21 protein-coding genes are annotated in these 15,949 nt (G+C 37.6%); 16 read left to right on the forward strand and 5 right to left on the reverse strand.

Annotated features, from left to right (window positions below; all coding sequences use genetic code 11):
- Positions 1-23: 23 nt before the first annotated feature.
- The 9 genes from mbhE to ACT29I_RS07450 are packed head-to-tail and all read left to right on the forward strand — an operon-like array spanning position 24 to position 5,048.
- Positions 24-551, forward strand: a complete 528-nt coding sequence (mbhE, locus tag ACT29I_RS07410; RefSeq protein WP_430934483.1) for a hydrogen gas-evolving membrane-bound hydrogenase subunit E — start codon at positions 24-26, stop codon at positions 549-551.
- A 20-nt stretch (positions 552-571) separates the two neighbouring features.
- Positions 572-1,009, forward strand: coding sequence for an MnhB domain-containing protein (locus ACT29I_RS07415; RefSeq protein WP_430934482.1), 438 nt, complete (start codon positions 572-574; stop codon positions 1,007-1,009).
- Entirely contained in the window at positions 1,006-1,344 is a 339-nt protein-coding gene (locus ACT29I_RS07420) for a sodium:proton antiporter (RefSeq protein ID WP_430934481.1), read from the forward strand. The genes ACT29I_RS07415 and ACT29I_RS07420 overlap by 4 nt, the downstream gene beginning before the upstream one ends.
- A 2-nt stretch (positions 1,345-1,346) precedes the next feature.
- Entirely contained in the window at positions 1,347-2,885 is a 1,539-nt protein-coding gene (locus tag ACT29I_RS07425) for a complex I subunit 5 family protein (protein ID WP_444793106.1), read from the forward strand.
- A 24-nt stretch (positions 2,886-2,909) separates the two neighbouring features.
- Positions 2,910-3,395 (forward strand): Na+/H+ antiporter subunit E, encoded by a 486-nt coding sequence (locus ACT29I_RS07430; protein ID WP_430934479.1) that lies wholly within the window; start codon positions 2,910-2,912, stop codon positions 3,393-3,395.
- Positions 3,392-3,658 (forward strand): monovalent cation/H+ antiporter complex subunit F, encoded by a 267-nt coding sequence (locus ACT29I_RS07435; RefSeq protein ID WP_430934478.1) that lies wholly within the window; start codon positions 3,392-3,394, stop codon positions 3,656-3,658. Before ACT29I_RS07430 ends, ACT29I_RS07435 begins: the two co-directional genes overlap by 4 nt.
- Before the next feature lie 9 nt (positions 3,659-3,667).
- The gene (mnhG, locus tag ACT29I_RS07440; RefSeq protein WP_430934477.1) at positions 3,668-3,991 is read left to right on the forward strand and encodes a monovalent cation/H(+) antiporter subunit G; all 324 of its coding nucleotides are present in this window, start codon (positions 3,668-3,670) and stop codon (positions 3,989-3,991) included.
- Positions 3,988-4,602, forward strand: a complete 615-nt coding sequence (locus ACT29I_RS07445; protein WP_430934476.1) for a 4Fe-4S dicluster domain-containing protein — start codon at positions 3,988-3,990, stop codon at positions 4,600-4,602. Before mnhG ends, ACT29I_RS07445 begins: the two co-directional genes overlap by 4 nt.
- On the forward strand, positions 4,599-5,048 hold the full coding sequence (locus ACT29I_RS07450) for a hydrogenase maturation protease (protein ID WP_430934475.1): 450 nt from the start codon (positions 4,599-4,601) through the stop codon (positions 5,046-5,048). Before ACT29I_RS07445 ends, ACT29I_RS07450 begins: the two co-directional genes overlap by 4 nt.
- 616 nt (positions 5,049-5,664) lie before the next feature.
- On the opposite strand, the gene ACT29I_RS07455 is transcribed toward ACT29I_RS07450, so the two are convergent.
- Positions 5,665-6,027 carry a DUF3276 family protein gene (locus ACT29I_RS07455; protein ID WP_430934474.1) on the reverse strand — a complete coding sequence of 121 codons (363 nt, stop codon included), beginning with the start codon at positions 6,025-6,027 and terminating at the stop codon, positions 5,665-5,667.
- Between the two features lie 380 nt (positions 6,028-6,407).
- On the opposite strand from ACT29I_RS07455, the gene nusB reads away from it, so the two are divergent.
- The 7 genes from nusB to ACT29I_RS07490 all read left to right on the forward strand — a co-directional run bounded on the left by nusB (position 6,408) and on the right by ACT29I_RS07490 (position 11,145).
- Entirely contained in the window at positions 6,408-7,355 is a 948-nt protein-coding gene (gene nusB, locus ACT29I_RS07460; protein WP_430934473.1) for a transcription antitermination factor NusB, read from the forward strand.
- Positions 7,342-7,758 carry a DUF1573 domain-containing protein gene (locus ACT29I_RS07465; RefSeq protein WP_430934472.1) on the forward strand — a complete coding sequence of 139 codons (417 nt, stop codon included), beginning with the start codon at positions 7,342-7,344 and terminating at the stop codon, positions 7,756-7,758. The genes nusB and ACT29I_RS07465 overlap by 14 nt, the downstream gene beginning before the upstream one ends.
- A 15-nt stretch (positions 7,759-7,773) precedes the next feature.
- Positions 7,774-8,094, forward strand: a complete 321-nt coding sequence (gene yajC, locus ACT29I_RS07470) for a preprotein translocase subunit YajC (RefSeq protein ID WP_430934471.1) — start codon at positions 7,774-7,776, stop codon at positions 8,092-8,094.
- A gap of 25 nt (positions 8,095-8,119) precedes the next feature.
- The gene (locus ACT29I_RS07475) at positions 8,120-9,178 is read left to right on the forward strand and encodes a CdaR family protein (RefSeq protein WP_430934470.1); all 1,059 of its coding nucleotides are present in this window, start codon (positions 8,120-8,122) and stop codon (positions 9,176-9,178) included.
- Positions 9,171-9,755 carry a dephospho-CoA kinase gene (coaE, locus tag ACT29I_RS07480; protein ID WP_444793107.1) on the forward strand — a complete coding sequence of 195 codons (585 nt, stop codon included), beginning with the start codon at positions 9,171-9,173 and terminating at the stop codon, positions 9,753-9,755. Before ACT29I_RS07475 ends, coaE begins: the two co-directional genes overlap by 8 nt.
- A 100-nt stretch (positions 9,756-9,855) precedes the next feature.
- Positions 9,856-10,593 carry a TerB family tellurite resistance protein gene (locus ACT29I_RS07485; RefSeq protein WP_430934468.1) on the forward strand — a complete coding sequence of 246 codons (738 nt, stop codon included), beginning with the start codon at positions 9,856-9,858 and terminating at the stop codon, positions 10,591-10,593.
- Positions 10,594-10,692: 99 nt separating this feature from the next.
- The gene (locus tag ACT29I_RS07490) at positions 10,693-11,145 is read left to right on the forward strand and encodes a DUF5606 family protein (protein WP_430934467.1); all 453 of its coding nucleotides are present in this window, start codon (positions 10,693-10,695) and stop codon (positions 11,143-11,145) included.
- A 635-nt stretch (positions 11,146-11,780) separates the two neighbouring features.
- Here ACT29I_RS07490 and ACT29I_RS07495 read toward each other — a convergent pair.
- The 4 genes from ACT29I_RS07495 to ACT29I_RS07510 all read right to left on the reverse strand — a co-directional run bounded on the left by ACT29I_RS07495 (position 11,781) and on the right by ACT29I_RS07510 (position 15,818).
- Positions 11,781-13,142, reverse strand: coding sequence for an MATE family efflux transporter (locus ACT29I_RS07495; RefSeq protein ID WP_430936346.1), 1,362 nt, complete (start codon positions 13,140-13,142; stop codon positions 11,781-11,783).
- Positions 13,143-13,379: 237 nt separating this feature from the next.
- Positions 13,380-13,718 (reverse strand): GtrA family protein, encoded by a 339-nt coding sequence (locus tag ACT29I_RS07500; protein WP_430936348.1) that lies wholly within the window; start codon positions 13,716-13,718, stop codon positions 13,380-13,382.
- Between the two features lie 119 nt (positions 13,719-13,837).
- Positions 13,838-15,142 carry an NCS2 family permease gene (locus tag ACT29I_RS07505; protein ID WP_444793108.1) on the reverse strand — a complete coding sequence of 435 codons (1,305 nt, stop codon included), beginning with the start codon at positions 15,140-15,142 and terminating at the stop codon, positions 13,838-13,840.
- A gap of 10 nt (positions 15,143-15,152) precedes the next feature.
- Positions 15,153-15,818 carry a DUF5020 family protein gene (locus ACT29I_RS07510; RefSeq protein ID WP_430936352.1) on the reverse strand — a complete coding sequence of 222 codons (666 nt, stop codon included), beginning with the start codon at positions 15,816-15,818 and terminating at the stop codon, positions 15,153-15,155.
- Positions 15,819-15,949: the final 131 nt, after the last annotated feature.

Genomic DNA, 15,949 nt, shown 5'->3' on the forward strand with positions numbered 1-15,949 from the left:
TTAAACTGAAATATTTAAAAGAAATGGAAATTCTTCTGTCTGCCATAATATTTCTCATGATTATCGGAGCGTTGTATGCAATACATGCCAAAGATTTATTATCAGCCCTTATTGCATGCGGTATAGTAGGATATAGCCTTGTAATATGTTTCCTGCTTTTAAAGGCTCCTGATTTAGCTATTGTTCAGATTGTAGTAGAAACAATTACATTGATATTCATGGTTGCCGTTATCCTTAACAGCACGCGTGAAGAAGTGAAAAAACAATATACAAAGCGTGCTTTAGTCAATATCGGAATTGCGTTAGTGGCAATAATCATATTAGTTATTTCATTTCATACTGCTACAGAAGCACTTGATCCTTTAGGCAGCCATGCAACCCGAATGTCAACAGCGTATATTAAGGGAGCAGAAAGAACGGGAAGCGCCAATCTGGTTACCGGTGTTTTATTTGATTTTAGAGGTTACGATACTTTAGGAGAAGCTACCATTTTGTTTACCGCAGTTATTGGCGTATTAACTGTGCTACGGTTAAAGGGAAGAAAATACTAACATTGAAATGATCTGGGATTATGGAAGGAATGTCGAAAATTGTTAAAACTGTTACCGGGCTACTCTCCGGGGCTGTTTTTATATATGGGCTGTATATCATTACGCATGGTCATCTTACTCCTGGTGGAGGTTTTGCAGGTGGTGCTTTGGTGGCTGGATCCTTTATCCTCTTGATACTGGCATATGGGAGTGACATACTAAGGTTAAAGAAGGAAGAAACTGAAAGTTCGATTACAGAAAGCAGTGCAATTTTAATTGTATTAATTCTGGCGGCTATAGGAATGTTTGCCGGAGGTACGGCTTTTATGAATAATTATTTACAGTTGGGAAAAGTCGGAGAACTTATTAGCGCTGGTGTAATCCCACTTTACAACCTGTTTGTTGGTATGGAAGTAGCTTCGGCATTGCTAACTATATTTTTAGCATTGGTCATTTATAAAAAAGAGGTATTGAAATGATGGCTTATATCTTGTGTTTCATATTATTTCTGGTAGGGCTCTATGGTGTGATAACCAGGAGGAATTTAATTAAGATAGTTATTGGATTGTCTGTCATGGAGTTTAGTATATTTCTTTTTCTGGTGATGATAGGATATATGAATAATGCCCAGGCACCTATTCTTACAGCAGGAATGGAAAATGCTAAATTTGTTGATCCACTGCCGCAGGCTATGGTATTAACAGCTATTGTTATCGGATTGGCCACAACAGCCATGTTATTGGCTATAGCCATCCGTATCTTTAAGAAATACGGAACCTTTGATATAACAAAAATCAACAATTTAAAAGGGTAATTATGGATAACCTGATAATATTATTTGTTATAGTTCCCCTGGGAAGTGCATTTCTGATCCCGATTATCGGGAAATTTATACCACACTTCCAGAAAGCATTTTCATTGCTCGCTTTATTGTTTCTTTGTGCCCTTATCCTTAATTATTTATTTTCCGGCAATACGCAATATGTTGTTTACAAACCAGGAGGTTGGGGGTTGGTGGAAAATGTTCCGATAGGAATCTATCTGGTTCTGGATGGTTTAAGTGCTTTTTTGTTGTTGATTATCAATGCTATCGGTTTATTGGTGGTTTTTTATGCCTTCTCGTATATGAGAAAATACACAGCCGAAAATAATTTTTATGCCTTGTTGTGTTTAATGGTGGCCGGGATGAATGGTGTAGTTCTTACCGGAGATATATTTAACCTTTATGTTTTTCTTGAAATAGCGGTAATAGCTTCTTATGCATTGGTGGCGTTCGGAATTGAGAAAAACGAATTGGAAGCCTCGTTTAAATATCAGGTCTTAGGAGGGATTGCTTCGTTGTTAATCCTTCTGGGTATATCTCTGCTTTATTGGCAGACTAAAACCTTAAACATGGCAGATATTTCCAATGTACTCACAGTTCAGGCCAATAACGAAACAATTTTATTTATTCAAATCATTTTAATCACCGGATTCGGACTTAAGGGGGCTATGATTCCATTTCATGCCTGGCTTCCGGATGCACATTCGTCTGCACCATCACCTATATCGGCAATGCTTTCGGGAGTGCTTATTAAAGCAATTGGTATCTATGCCATCATCAGGTTATTTTATAACATGTTTGCCATTACCTACCCAATAGCATTGATCATAACCGTTATCGGAACCCTATCGATGGTAATAGGCGTTTTACTGGCCATTGGACAATGGGATCTTAAGCGGCTTCTTGCTTATCATAGTATTAGCCAGATGGGATATGTCGTAATAGGAATGGGAATGGGAATGCTGATTTTAGCAAACAACGGAGATAGAATCGTGGCCTCTCTTGCAATTGCGGGTGGATTATTCCACCTCATAAATCATGCAGTTTTTAAAGGACTTTTGTTTTTGAATGCCGGGGCTATTGAATACGTCATTGGTACAAGGAATTTAAAACAAATGGGAGGCTTGGCTAAAGGTATGCCGGTTACTTCCGCAACATCGTTGAGTGCCTCAATGGCTATTTCCGGAATACCTCCGTTTAATGGATTTTTCAGCAAACTGCTCATTGTTATTGCTGCCATAAAAGGACATTATTATCTTCTTGCTGCATTGGCGGTATTTGTAAGCATAATAACATTGGCCTCGTTTCTGAAATTTCAACGGTATGCATTTTTCAATAAAACGAAATATAGTGGTAAGGCGATTGTTAAAGAAGTTCCTTTTGCGATGGCTTTTTCAATGATCGTGATGGGTGTTTTATGTATGGCACTTAGTTTCTTAATATTTCCCGGAGTACGGGAACTCATTCTTTCACCAGCAGTGGAAGTACTTATGGAAACCACAAAATATTCTGGTAAAGTATTAGGGATATGATCAAGGAGTTTAAAATTTAAACGAATGAAATACATTGTATTGTTTATATTTTCTTTAGGTTTCTGGTTGTTACTGACTTTTAGTCTTAGTTTACAGAACATTATGGTAGGTGTGGTGGCTGCTTTGCTTACTGTTTTATTTTTTGGGAATTTTTTCCCTGAAAAAACGGCAAGACTCCTGCAGCCGCAGCGGTACTTGTGGTTTATCGTATACCTGTTTATATTTATTTGGGAGTGCCTTAAGGCCAATTTTGATGTTGCATATCGTGTGTTGCATCCTGCCATGCCCATAAAACCTGGAATTGTTAAAATAGAAATGTCGCTTAAAACCGATCTGGCGCGTACAATTCTGGCAAATTCCATAACCATGACCCCGGGCACAATTACGGTTGATATGATAGGCGATTTATTATACGTACACTGGATTTATATTAGTTCTACGGACCCTGAAGTATATAGTAAAAAAATTGCAGGAAGATTTGAAAAATATATAAAAAAGATCTTCGAATGAATGACTTGTTAAATATATTCCTGTATGTACAAATTGCACTTTGTGTATTTTGTCTTTACAGAATAATCCGTGGACCTTCCATACCGGACAGAATGGTTGGGATCGATATCTTCGGCATTCTGGTTGTTGGAATATGTGCCATCCTGAGTGTCATTACCGGGAAGACATTTATTATTGATATCGGAATTGCATGGATAATTCTAAGTTTTATCGGAACCCTTACCTTGGCTAAATATTTGGGGGGTAGTAATTTGAACGAATAATAATGCATTATGAAAACAGTAAGCATCATATTAATAGCCATAGGAATTCTTTTTAATCTGTTCGGGTGTATCGGTCTTATTCGTTTACCCGATGTATACAACAGATTGCAATCGGCAACAAAATGTGTTACGCTCGGAACATGCAGCATTTTGCTGGGCGTATTGTTTTATTACGGTTTTATAGATATCGGTGTTAAGGCGCTTATAACCATTCCGATATTGTTTTTTACGGCAACGGTTGCAGCACATGCATTGGTTAAAGGAGCCTATGAATTTGGGGTTAAATTAGGAGATAAAAGTGTTAAGGACGATTATAAGGAGGTTGAAAAATGAAGTATCCAAAACTACGCGAAATAAAAGAAGCGGTGATATCCCTGTTTTCACCGGCATATACCACAAAATTTCCGGCAGAACCGCATGAACCCTATGAAAACTTTAGGGGTAAGCCAGTGGTAGATGATAAAAACTGTGTAGGATGCGAAACTTGTGCTAATGTTTGCCCGTCCCTAGCCATTACATTTGAAGATGATAAGGAAAACAAAATACGGCGGATAAAAAGAGATTACGGTAAATGCATCTTTTGTGGTCAATGTGAGGAACATTGTATCACTGGAAAAGGAGTGATGTTATCTGATAAAATATATGATATGGCTTCCTTCGACAGAAAAGAAAATATCGAATATCAGGAAAAAGAACTGCTGATTTGTAAAAATTGCGGAGCTGTAATTACAACCAAGGAACATATTTTATTTATGCACAAAAAGCTGGGGCCCAAAGCCTATTCATCACTTATGAACCTGAATATGATAAACGAAAAACTAAAGTTAGCACATGTAGAAGATATCGAACTGGAAATTCAGGATCAGATGAAACGAAAAGACATGTTTAATATTTTGTGCCCGAATTGTTTAAGAGAAGCATTGATTAATAACCTAAGAAAATGATAGAGTTCTTAAACGAGTTAGTGGGCCTTGATAAAAAGATTCTTTTTGCCGGAATAGGAAATGTGCTCAAAAAAGACGATGGAGTAGGTGTGTTCATCAGCAAGCGAATTTCCTCCTCTCGAAATATAAATGCATTAACAGTTGAAGTAAGTATCGAAAACTATATCGGTAAAATTAATTCACTGTCACCCGATATTCTTGTCTTAATTGATTGTGTACATTTTAATCGCCAGCCAGGTTATTTCGAACTGCTTGACTTGGATAAAATACAGGATTTTACCACCAACACACATAATATCTCGTTAAAGAAAATCAAAGAACTTTTTCATGTGCCCATAATACTTGTACTTGGCATACAACCCAAAACCGTAGATTTTGGAGAAGAGGTGTCTGCAGATGTTCTGCAGGCCGCAAATCAGATTTTAGATATGATTAATATCGATTAATTATAAAAGCTATCTTTTGGAAGAAATAGTAGTAACTCATTGGCATGTTGGTCGCGGACACAAATAAGGCAATGTTGTGCTAAACTGTAACCTACCATTTAATAAATAAACCCGGATTATGTATTGTAGGTTCGTCATGAGCATTGCAAGTACAATAAAACAAGGCATTACTGAAACGAGGCATAACTTGTCCCGATTACTTTCGGGAGCATCGTTCTGGTGAGTTGAAGTGATGCAACAAAGTGCCTTGTTTTAAAGTAATTTCAATGTGTAATAGAATTTCTAATGCATATTGCGGGATAAATGAGTATTGGGTATTATGTGGATAACCTTCCTCAATAATACAAAACAAGTTGTCCCGATCTATACGTCAGGGTAACATTGAATAGCCTGAATCTGTACTATTAAGAATTGATTGGAGGTAACCGCTTTTGCTTTTGTTAATACGTATATTGACACAACTCCTATTATCTTCTAATATTATATTTTGTATGGATTGTTTAAAAAAGTGAATGGAGCAGAAAATCATGGGTGCCTTAAATGCTATCTCATGTGTGGTGTGGTAGCACAAAAAAAAGCTGCCAGAAGGCAGCTTTAAATCTTTATAATAGAAGAATTATTCAGATAAGTCTTCAAATTCTACGTTTGTGTATTCGTTATTTTGCACTGCATCAACTAGTTGCTCAACTGGTTCTTCTATAGGTGTTTGGTTTTGCTTAATGAATTCGACAGCTTCTTGCAGTCCATCAGCGAATTTTTCGAAATCTTCTTTGTAAAGAAATACCTTGTGTTTCTCAAAGTGAAATCTCCCATCCTGCTCAAACTTTTTTTTACTTTCTGTAATCGTTAGGTAATAATCGTTTTTCCGAGTAGCCTTAACATCAAAAAAGTAGGTTCTTTTTCCCGCTCTTACCGCTTTTGAAAAGATTTCTTCTCTATCGTTCTTTTCAAAACCTTCTTTTTTCTCATATCCTTCCATCGTCAATCAATTAGTTGTTTTGAATTATATTACACTGGTTTGTTGTTTGCCATCCAAAAATGGGAATTATTTTTTAATTAATCTAACCTTTGTATGCAAAATTTACTATAATCAATAATAATTGGTAATAATTTTGTCCTTTTTTGCGATAAATTGTATTCAACAATGAGGTATTCAATTACTAAATAGAAGAAGTTCCGCGTTTGTATATTTATCGATAAGATCATTATAGTACATCAGAGTTGATTGTTTCACCAATTCGATCGGAAAGTCGGGCAAAGTATACATTTTTTATGCTTTAAAAGTTAATATTTTTGTGGTATGATATGAAAAAAGACCTATTTTTGCGGCATAATCAATTATTAAAAGTTCTTTGAGGAATGTTAAATAGAAGACTACTAAGGGTGAAAGTGATGCAAGTTTTGTACGCGCACTACCAACATAACGAAACCACCATCCAAAATTCTGAGAAAGAATTATTTCACAGTATTTCCAAATCTCTTGATCTATATTATTTATATATTCTTTTAATGTTAGAAGTTAGGGATTATGCGATTGGTCGTATTGAGTTTGGGAAAAACAAAAAAATGGCTTCTGCCGAGGAACTTAACCCCAATACAAGATTTGTAACCAATAAAGTACTTTCTAAATTTGCAGAAAGTGAACAGGTTAGTAAATACATGGATCAAAAGGGTAACAATTGGGCAAACTACAAGGAGGTGATTAAAAGTTTGTATGCTGAAGTAATCAAATCACAGCAATACAAAGATTATTTGGAAAACCCTGAGAATTCGTTTGAGGTAGATAAAAAGTTTATTGTCAAGTTACTGGAGAAAGTAATTGCCTATTTTGAACCTATTTATGCAACGTTTGAGGAACAAAGCATTTATTGGAACGATGAAGTGGAGTTTGTTTTAAGTATGGTTGTTAAAACCGTAAAGAGCATGGAAGATGAGGTTCCTGTAAAACTAATGGGTCAGTTTAAGGACGAGGATGATGAGGATTTTGTGAAAAGATTGTTCCGAAAAGCAGTGGTTAATCATCAAGATTACCTCGACTTAATTAAAAAGCACTCCAAAAACTGGGATGTGGAACGTGTAGCTTTTATGGATATTATATTAATGCAAATTGCCTTGGCTGAGTTGGTAGAATTTCCTAATATTCCTGTAAAAGTATCAATGAATGAGTATATTGAAATCGCTAAACATTATTCAACCGACAAAAGTGGGGTGTTTATCAACGGAATTTTAGATAAGGCTATCGTGGAATTAACAGAAGCCAAAAAAATTAAAAAAGTGGGTAGAGGCTTGGTTGATGGTGCAAAATAAAAGGGTTTATATTATATTAGTATTTATAGGCTGTTTGCTTGTCGGTTGCGCTACCGGCGGTTCAAAACAAAATCAAGAGCTTGTTAATCATCATACCCAAATTACTTTTGAGAAAATGAATCATGTTTTCGGGAAAGTAGTCGGAGGGGAAACAGTAGGGTGCTATTTTAATTTCACTAATACAGGAGAGTTTCCTTTGGTAATTCAGCGGGTAAAGCCAGGTTGCGGGTGTACAACAGTAAAATACACCAAGGAACCTGTGTTGCCAGGAAAAAATGGCGAGATTGAAGTGAGATTTAATTCAAGCGGTTTTTCCGGGCAACAATATAAAGTGATACAGGTGCATGCCAATATTGAAAATAAAATGAAAGAATTGGTTATTTCGGCCAATGTTATAAATTAGATAAATTAGGTTAAAATGAATTTACAAAGTATTTTTTTACAAGCTGCTCCTTCCGGAGGGCAAAATATGTTAACATCTATCTTACCATTTATTTTAATTATTGTGGTTTTTTATTTCTTTATGATCCGCCCACAAATGAAGCGTCAAAAAGAATTAAAAAAATACCGCGAAGAACTTAAAAAAGGAGATAAGGTAATTACCACTGGTGGAATCTATGGTAAAGTAGTCGAAATTAAAGAGACGTACGTTGTTGTAGAAATAGCTAGCGGGGTTGTCATTAAAATTGATAAGTCTGCTATCATCATGGATATGTCAGATGCACAAACAAAACGATAAAAGATAATTTTTTTATATGAGGCCAATGACTACATTTGTGGTTATTGGCCTTTTTTTTATGATGAAACATTTGAAAATTAATATCGAAGAGTGGAAAGATAAAACCAAGAGTTCGGTTAAGTCTCTAAGGCAAAATCGCGATTTGTTGGCCTTCCTTCTATTTCTAATATTGTCCACTGGTTTGTGGTTTTTAAATGCTTTACGTAAGGAATATACAACTACCATTTCGTACCCTGTAAAATATGAGGATTTCCCTAAAGATTTTATTCTTCTGGGTAAACCGCAAAATAAACTGCAGTTAAAAATTAAGTCTTTAGGTTACGGTATTCTACCCTATCATATTGGTAAAATTCTTGATCCGGAACCGCTTAATGTTTCATCGTTCCGAAGGATTAGAAGCGGGAGCAAATACGGGGCTTACATACCTACACGGGAAATGTTGAATGATATTTCCAATAAATTGTCAAATGGAGTAGAGCTGATTGAGATTTACCCGGATACCCTATACGTGTTTTTTGAGAAAAAAGAAAGCAAAAAGGTAGCTGTTGTATTTGATTCGAAACTAAGCTTTGAGCAACAGTTTTACCAATCAGGAAGAATAACTGTAATACCTGATAGTGTAGAGGTTGCGGGGCCGGCTTCGCTTGTGGATTCAGTTGATTTTATTAAAACGGAATCTAAGAGTTATGAAGGGCTGAAAGATTCTTTGGTACGTAATGTGGCACTGGAACAATTAAACAATATTGAGGTAAGACCAAACCGGGTGGTCGTCAATATTCCGGTAGAAGCCTTCACGCAAAAAAACCTTAGAATTCCGGTTGATCAACTTAATATTCCGGATAGTTTAACGCTGAGAAGTTTTCCTGGGGATATCAACTTATCTTTTATGGTTGCGGCCAGTCGCTTTAATGACATTAAAGCACAGGATTTTTCGGCGATTATTGATTTTAAGCAAAATACATCAACCCGATTGCCGGATAGGTTAAAGGTGAAACTATTGGATCAACCCGAGGGTATCAAAAATGTTACATACTCACCTTTATTTGTGGAATGTTTGTTTGAAAAGGCAAAATCAGATGATTAAAGTAGGCGTAACAGGCGGCATAGGTAGCGGTAAGACCACCGTGTGCAACATTTTTAAAACCCTTAATGTGCCTGTGTATAGTGCCGACCAGGAAGCTCGATATCTGACCGATTCGCACCCGGATATTATAGCAGGGGTAAAAGCGTTGTTCGGTGCGGATATATATGTCAATGGTCAATTAGATCGTAAAAAAGTAGGTTCCTTGGTATTTGCCAACAAGGAACTTTTAACAGGCTTAAATAATATTGTTCACCCTGTTGTAGCCCGGCATTTTAAGGATTGGTTGGCACATAACCAACATCATCCTTATATTTTAAAGGAAGCAGCCATATTATTCGAAAGCGGAGCAAACAAGCATGTGGATAAGGTGATCATGGTTACTGCTCCCAGAGACATTAGGGTACGGAGGGTAATGAGACGTGACAATTTTACCGAAAAAGAAGTGATAGGAAGAATGAATAATCAAATGTCGGAGAAAGAAAAGGTTAGTTGGTCTGATTATGTTATTCGCTGTAACGACAAGGAATTAGTGATTCCACAGGTACTGGAAATTCATAAATCGCTCTTGAGGCAATAATGTCAGCTTTGGTCCTATGGCATGAAAAATGATAGGGTGAATAACTGGTTTGCGAAATTTAAAGATCCGTGTTAAAGATCTTATATAAAAAAATATAAATATGAACATATTTAAAATATCCGGTTCTTCATTGCTGGGTGCAGGATTGGGCTGGTGGATTGCAGGACCCGTTGGAGCCATTCTGGGTTTTGTGCTGGCTTCTTTTGCCGAAGGGATGTCTAAAGAGTTGGAGCCAGGTGCCAGAACCGAGGGAAGCGCCAGGGATGGGTTTGTAGCTTCGCTGTTGGTTTTAATGGCGGCGGTGATGAAAGCGGATGGGAGAGTAGTTAAATCTGAATTGGATTTTGTAAAAACCTACCTCCGTCAGGCGTTTGACGAGCAAAAGGCAGCAGAAGCGCTATTGATGCTGAGGGATATCTTGGAGCGTGATATTCCGCTGGCCGAGGTCTGCAGGCAAATAAGTATGCACGTGGATTATAGCTCCAGGGTACAGCTTGTGCATATGTTGTTTGGAGTAGCCAATGCCGATAAGGAAATACCTCCAAGTGAGCAAAATGTAATTCGGCAAATCGCCTCCGGTCTGGGTGTTTCGGTCCGCGATTTTGAATCGGTAATGAACATGTATGTCAAAAATACGGAATCGGCATATAAAATATTGGAGGTGGAATCTTCCGCCAGCAATGATGAAATTAAAAAAGCTTATAGAAAAATGGCTGTAAAATTTCATCCGGACAAAGTGGCCCATCTGGGTGACGAGTTTCAAGCTTCTGCTAAAGAGAAGTTTCAGAAAGTTAACGAAGCTTTTGAGGCTATCAAGAAGCAAAGAGGTTTCAATTAGAATGTTAAATAATTTGTAGTTAATCCTATTCTGTTATTTTTGCACTGAATTTTTAAGCCCAATAGTGCAACAGGGAATTTAATCGAAAAAAAAATTGTAATGAGTGAAATGTTAAAGGGGATATTGGCTGTATCAGGACAAAGTGGATTGTTTAAAATGATTTCGCAAGCCAAAAACAGCATTATTGTTGAATCGTTGATTGACGGGAAAAGAATGCCGGCTTATGCAACTTCCAGGATTAGTGCGTTGGAGGATATTTCCATTTTTACCGAGGAAGCAGATGTGAAATTGGTCGATGTTTTTAAGCGTATTTTCGAGAAAGAAGATGGGGGACAGTCAATTAGCCATAAGGCGTCGGCTAAGGAACTGAAAAGCTATTTTGCCACGGTTTTACCAGATTACGATAGGGACAGGGTATATGTTTCAGACATCAAAAAAGTTATCATGTGGTACAACCTGTTGGTAGATAAGGATTTTTTTAAGTTTGGTGAAGATGTGGAGGCTGAAGAGAAAGAGTCATCCAACGAAGAAACAAAAGAAGCAGAAGCTTAAGATAAATTTGTTTTAGCGGAACATCAATAAATAATAAAGGGTAAAATCGACAGGTTTTACCCTTTATTATTTAAGAAGAAACTGTCTAATCCTGATTGTTCACAAATAACCCTGATTATGTATTGGAGGTTCGTCATGATCATGGCAAGTACAATAAAACAAGGCATTACTGAAACGAGGCATCACTTGTCCCGATTACTTTCGGGAGCATCGTTCTGGTGAGTTGAAGTGATGCAACGAAGTGTCTTGTTTTAAAGTAATTTCAATGCATAATAGAATTTCTAGTGCATATTGCAGGATAAATGCTGCTTGGGGCAGCGATGAAAAGTCACAACCAATTTTAATAACCCAAATTTGGGTTTCGTGGATCGGGCTCGGGACGGGTGGCTTCAAATTCATATGGGAAGACGCTCTAATCCGGGTATCGCCTGTGGGAAGCCTCGCACTTGCGCTCGTAGCTTCGGAGTAGGTGCATGGCAGCCTACGCATTAACCCGCAAGAACATTCAAATCCTTGAAAATAGATGAATTATGCGGCCTAATGTTTGTTGAGGAGCTTCGAAAATAGTGCCGTATAACAGATGGAGTAATTTCTGGATTGCCTTCCCGCCAATTTTAACAATAGGTGCTGTGAGGTCACTTTGGCACACTATTACTCACTGTTGACTGCTTAACCACTCCTTTTCCCTTCCACTTACCACTTAGATAATAAATCAGTGAGCCAAGCATACCTGCCGTCCAGCCAGCCGGAATGGCCCACCAGATTCCATTTACCCCAAAATGATCAGAAAATATAACGGCTAGAGGAATTCGGATAACCCAGAGCGACATCAATGTGATAAACATGGGAATTAAAGTTGCACCTGCGCCTCGTAACACCCCGTGTAGCACAAACATAGTTGAGAAAATAAGATAAAAGGAACTGACGATTACAAGATAGCTTGAACCGTGGCCAATAACATCTTCACTGGCTGAGAAAAGGGTCATTAAATGTTCGCTGAAAAAATAGGCGATAACCATTACCACAAAGCTAATGCTCCAGGCCATTATCAGGGTGGCCCTTAAACCTTTTTTGATGCGGTCTATTTTATTGGCACCTAGGTTTTGCCCCACAAAGGCCGATAGGGCCGAGGCGAGATTTAATGCCGGAAGTGCAGCCAGAGCATCAATTTGCCCAGCAGCCGTATAGGCGGCCAAAACGGATGAGTCAAAGTTGTTTACGATACGGATAAGTGCCATCATTCCTAAGGCAACAAAAGTTTGTTGAAATCCGGTAGGCAAACCAATCTGCAAGCTCTGCTTAAAAAGTGCCCAGTCAAACACCCATTGTTTGAGCCTAAATGAAATAATGTGCTGTTTTTTCTCGAGGTACATGACAGCCCTGGCAAACGCAGCAAATTGCGAAATAACCGTTGCTGCGGCAACAGCTTTAATACCCCAATTAAACACAACTACAAATAATACGTCGAGAATGATATTTAAAACGGTTGCAAAAATTAAGAACCGTAATGGCGTCTTAGAATCGCCCAAGCCTCGCAATATAGATGAAGTTCCATTAAAACCAAAGAAGGCAATCATACCGGTCATATACACCGTGAAATACTCCACGGAAAGAGGAAGCACCTCTTCACCAACATGGAGAAGAACAAATATCTCCCTACTAAAATAAATGCCGATAAACATGATGACAAGGCTGGCAAAAAACAGAAAAGTAAAAATGGTAGTAATAGCGCGTTTTACTTTCTCGGTTTCTTTCGCTCCAAAGTATTGTGAAATTACTATAGTAGCACCACTCCCTATCCCAATCATAAATGAAATCAGTGTATAAAAAATAGGAAATGAAGCTCCTACAGCAGCTAATGCAGTGTCATCGATAAAACGCCCCACGATAATACGGTCAACCACGCTGTAAAGCTGTTGAAACAAGTTTCCGAGTACCATGGGTAAAGCAAAATTAAAAATCAGTTTTGCTTCGTTTCCTACTGTTAGGTCTTTCATTCAGTATTTCGCTATTATGGATGATAAGGCAACTAAAACAAAAGCAATATGTCCTTTAAAAGTTCACCCTAAAAATTTGCCTAAATCACTAAAATATTAGTTAGGAAAAAAGTTAGATATTTTGAATATCTGCTGTTTACCTTGTTAATGAGAATTTTTGAAGGCAAGGCACAAAGCAACACATTTAATTGGGATTTATCAATACATGGAGGCATGCCAAAGGTTAAATGATGTTGTTTATGGCTGAAACGTGATGTAGTAATTGGCCAAAAAATTCCAACAAGTAGTTAAAACTATTGCCCCAATCTTAGCCGCATAAAAATTCATCTTCTTCTCTAATAATGATAGGATTAGATTGTTGATGGCAAGACCTATGAGTGAAATAATAAAAAAACTGCTGTATTCAGTTAATATTTCTTCGTTTTTGCTCTGAAAGGTATACCATCGGTTTAAATAGTAGTTTGAACTTGCAGCAGCAATAAAACCAACCGAGTTAGCGATGTAACGGTGGACTTTTAATTTCTCTTTTATGAAAAAGGTCAATCCAAAATCGACCAATAGGCCAGAGAAACCCACCAGTATAAATTTTATGAGCTGTAATAACATGGGCATATACTACTTAGAAAACGCAGGATAATATAAACAAAAAAACGCTTCAGCAAGTTGCCGAAGCGTTTTTATATAATGGATGCCATTTAGCCCATAAACACAAATTTCAGAACAAATAAAATCGCCAGAATATATGTGATAATTGATATTTCCTTATATCTACCTGTAAAAAGTTTAAGGATTACATACGAAAGCATACCAAACACTATCCCTTCTGCAATCGAGAACGTTAAGGGCATCATAATAAGCGCAAAAAATGCGGGTATCGATTCCGTGTAATCGTCAAACGTAAGGTTCTGAATGGGAGTCATCATCATTACACCTACCAACACTAGTGCCGGAGCAGTTGCTGCTGCCGGAATCATTAAAAACAATGGTGATAAGAACAAGGCAAAAATAAATAAAACCGCAGTTGTTAATGCGGTAAGTCCTGTTCGCCCTCCTTCAGCGACCCCGGCTGCCGACTCTACGTAAGTAGTAACAGTAGAAGTACCTAGGACGGCTCCAATGGTTGTTCCCAATGAGTCAGCCATAAGCGCTTTTTTTACGTTAGGGATACGTCCATCCTCTGTTAGCATGTCAGCTTTGGTTGAAACCCCAATCAAAGTACCTACCGTATCAAACATGTCAACAAATAAAAACGTAAACAATACTGTTATCATGGTGAAAATACCTTCCCCTGTTTTGACCCAGCTCCAGTCAAACTTCCAGGCAATAGAAGAAACCGAAGGTACCGAGAAATCAAAATGAGGTAACTGAGTAACACCAACCGGAATACCTATTAGGGTAGTGACAACCATACCGATCAGTAATGCACCTTTGACCTTTAAGGCTAAAAGAGCTCCTGTTATTGCAATTCCTGATAATGCCAACAATACACCGGCCGATTTCATATCTCCGAGATGGACAAATGTTGCGTCATGAGCAATAATGATACCTGAGTTCTTCATGCCGATAAAGGCAATGAACAAGCCAATGCCCACTGAAATAGCATTTTTTATACTCTTTGGAATAGCATTGATAATGACCTCCCGTATATTAAACACGGTCATTAAAATAAACAAGAGGCCTTCCAGAAAAACTGCGGTTAATGCAAACTGCCACGACATTCCCATGCCCAGACATACGCCAAAAGCAAAGAAAGCATTTAGTCCCATTCCGGGAGCCAGCGCAAATGGCAACTTGGCCCAAAGCGCCATGACCAGCGTACCGAATGCAGCAGAAATAGCTGTAGCTGTAAAAATAGCACCCTTATCCATTCCAGTGGCAGAAAGGATATCGGGGTTTACAGCCAAAATATAGGCCATGGTCATAAACGTAGTAATACCGGCAATTACCTCAGTTCGTACGTTTGTTTTATTTTTTTTTAATTGGAAATATTTTTCTAGCATAGCTCAGTAATTAGAAAGTCCATTTAACAGCTAATGTAGGATTAACTACAAATTTTTCATCGGCAAAGTTGTTGCTTAGTTCAATTTCGGTACCCAAAGAGAATTTTTCGCAAGTATTCCACCATAGTTGTGGCTCAGCTAAGAACCTGTAATCTGTACCCCAATACATTTCTTCTTTCCAGAAATCAGCAAACCCTGTAAAAGATAATTTTCTGTTAAAGAAATGTAATCCCCAAACACCAGTAATTTGAAAGGCCGCATCTTCTTTGTCCTGTATGTATTTGTAATTGGCTTGTAAGGTGAATACCTTAGAGAAGTCGGCGTTGTTCCAGGTGTACTGACCACCAACTAAATAGGCGTTTTCGATTTGGAATAGGGTGGATGTACCACTGTTAAATTCTACTCTGGGTTCGAATTTTTGGCTCTCATTCCATTTGAAGCTTCTTGCAATTTCCCAATAGGCTAAAGAAACACCATTGTCTACGCCTCTTTTATCAGTGCCATAGTCAAGATCAATAAAAAAGAAAGTGCTACCGTATTTGTCCGGTTTAAACATTTCTACCGTAGTTGTAAATAATTGACGTTCTTCTCCAAAATCGTAGTGCAATTGAACATTCTGAGCTTTTATGGTACTTGCAAAAGCCAATACCATGGCAACAATTAAAAGTTTTTTCATTTTTAACAGTTTTTCGTAGCTACATTAAAACAAGTGTAATGGTGCATTAAGGGAAATAGACCATATCGTTAGTTTTATGCAGAAGTGTGTAATAAATTGAGTTTTAATGGCGCAAAAATAATTTAAAATCC

The organism is Saccharicrinis sp. GN24d3 (assembly GCF_052400645.1).
In the GTDB taxonomy this organism is placed as follows: Bacteria; Bacteroidota; Bacteroidia; order Bacteroidales; family Marinilabiliaceae; genus Saccharicrinis.

What these genes read in the sequence shown, in the direction of transcription:
- mbhE (WP_430934483.1), top strand. Translation starts at nt 24, where the DNA reads ATGGAAATTCTTCTGTCTGCCATAATATTTCTCATGATTATCGGAGCG.
- ACT29I_RS07415 (WP_430934482.1), top strand. Translation starts at nt 572, where the DNA reads ATGGAAGGAATGTCGAAAATTGTTAAAACTGTTACCGGGCTACTCTCC.
- ACT29I_RS07420 (WP_430934481.1), top strand. Translation starts at nt 1,006, where the DNA reads ATGATGGCTTATATCTTGTGTTTCATATTATTTCTGGTAGGGCTCTAT.
- ACT29I_RS07425 (WP_444793106.1), top strand. Translation starts at nt 1,347, where the DNA reads ATGGATAACCTGATAATATTATTTGTTATAGTTCCCCTGGGAAGTGCA.
- ACT29I_RS07430 (WP_430934479.1), top strand. Translation starts at nt 2,910, where the DNA reads ATGAAATACATTGTATTGTTTATATTTTCTTTAGGTTTCTGGTTGTTA.
- ACT29I_RS07435 (WP_430934478.1), top strand. Translation starts at nt 3,392, where the DNA reads ATGAATGACTTGTTAAATATATTCCTGTATGTACAAATTGCACTTTGT.
- mnhG (WP_430934477.1), top strand. Translation starts at nt 3,668, where the DNA reads ATGAAAACAGTAAGCATCATATTAATAGCCATAGGAATTCTTTTTAAT.
- ACT29I_RS07445 (WP_430934476.1), top strand. Translation starts at nt 3,988, where the DNA reads ATGAAGTATCCAAAACTACGCGAAATAAAAGAAGCGGTGATATCCCTG.
- ACT29I_RS07450 (WP_430934475.1), top strand. Translation starts at nt 4,599, where the DNA reads ATGATAGAGTTCTTAAACGAGTTAGTGGGCCTTGATAAAAAGATTCTT.
- ACT29I_RS07455 (WP_430934474.1), bottom strand. Translation starts at nt 6,027, where the DNA reads ATGGAAGGATATGAGAAAAAAGAAGGTTTTGAAAAGAACGATAGAGAA.
- nusB (WP_430934473.1), top strand. Translation starts at nt 6,408, where the DNA reads ATGTTAAATAGAAGACTACTAAGGGTGAAAGTGATGCAAGTTTTGTAC.
- ACT29I_RS07465 (WP_430934472.1), top strand. Translation starts at nt 7,342, where the DNA reads ATGGTGCAAAATAAAAGGGTTTATATTATATTAGTATTTATAGGCTGT.
- yajC (WP_430934471.1), top strand. Translation starts at nt 7,774, where the DNA reads ATGAATTTACAAAGTATTTTTTTACAAGCTGCTCCTTCCGGAGGGCAA.
- ACT29I_RS07475 (WP_430934470.1), top strand. Translation starts at nt 8,120, where the DNA reads ATGACTACATTTGTGGTTATTGGCCTTTTTTTTATGATGAAACATTTG.
- coaE (WP_444793107.1), top strand. Translation starts at nt 9,171, where the DNA reads ATGATTAAAGTAGGCGTAACAGGCGGCATAGGTAGCGGTAAGACCACC.
- ACT29I_RS07485 (WP_430934468.1), top strand. Translation starts at nt 9,856, where the DNA reads ATGAACATATTTAAAATATCCGGTTCTTCATTGCTGGGTGCAGGATTG.
- ACT29I_RS07490 (WP_430934467.1), top strand. Translation starts at nt 10,693, where the DNA reads ATGAGTGAAATGTTAAAGGGGATATTGGCTGTATCAGGACAAAGTGGA.
- ACT29I_RS07495 (WP_430936346.1), bottom strand. Translation starts at nt 13,142, where the DNA reads ATGAAAGACCTAACAGTAGGAAACGAAGCAAAACTGATTTTTAATTTT.
- ACT29I_RS07505 (WP_444793108.1), bottom strand. Translation starts at nt 15,142, where the DNA reads ATGCTAGAAAAATATTTCCAATTAAAAAAAAATAAAACAAACGTACGA.
- ACT29I_RS07510 (WP_430936352.1), bottom strand. Translation starts at nt 15,818, where the DNA reads ATGAAAAAACTTTTAATTGTTGCCATGGTATTGGCTTTTGCAAGTACC.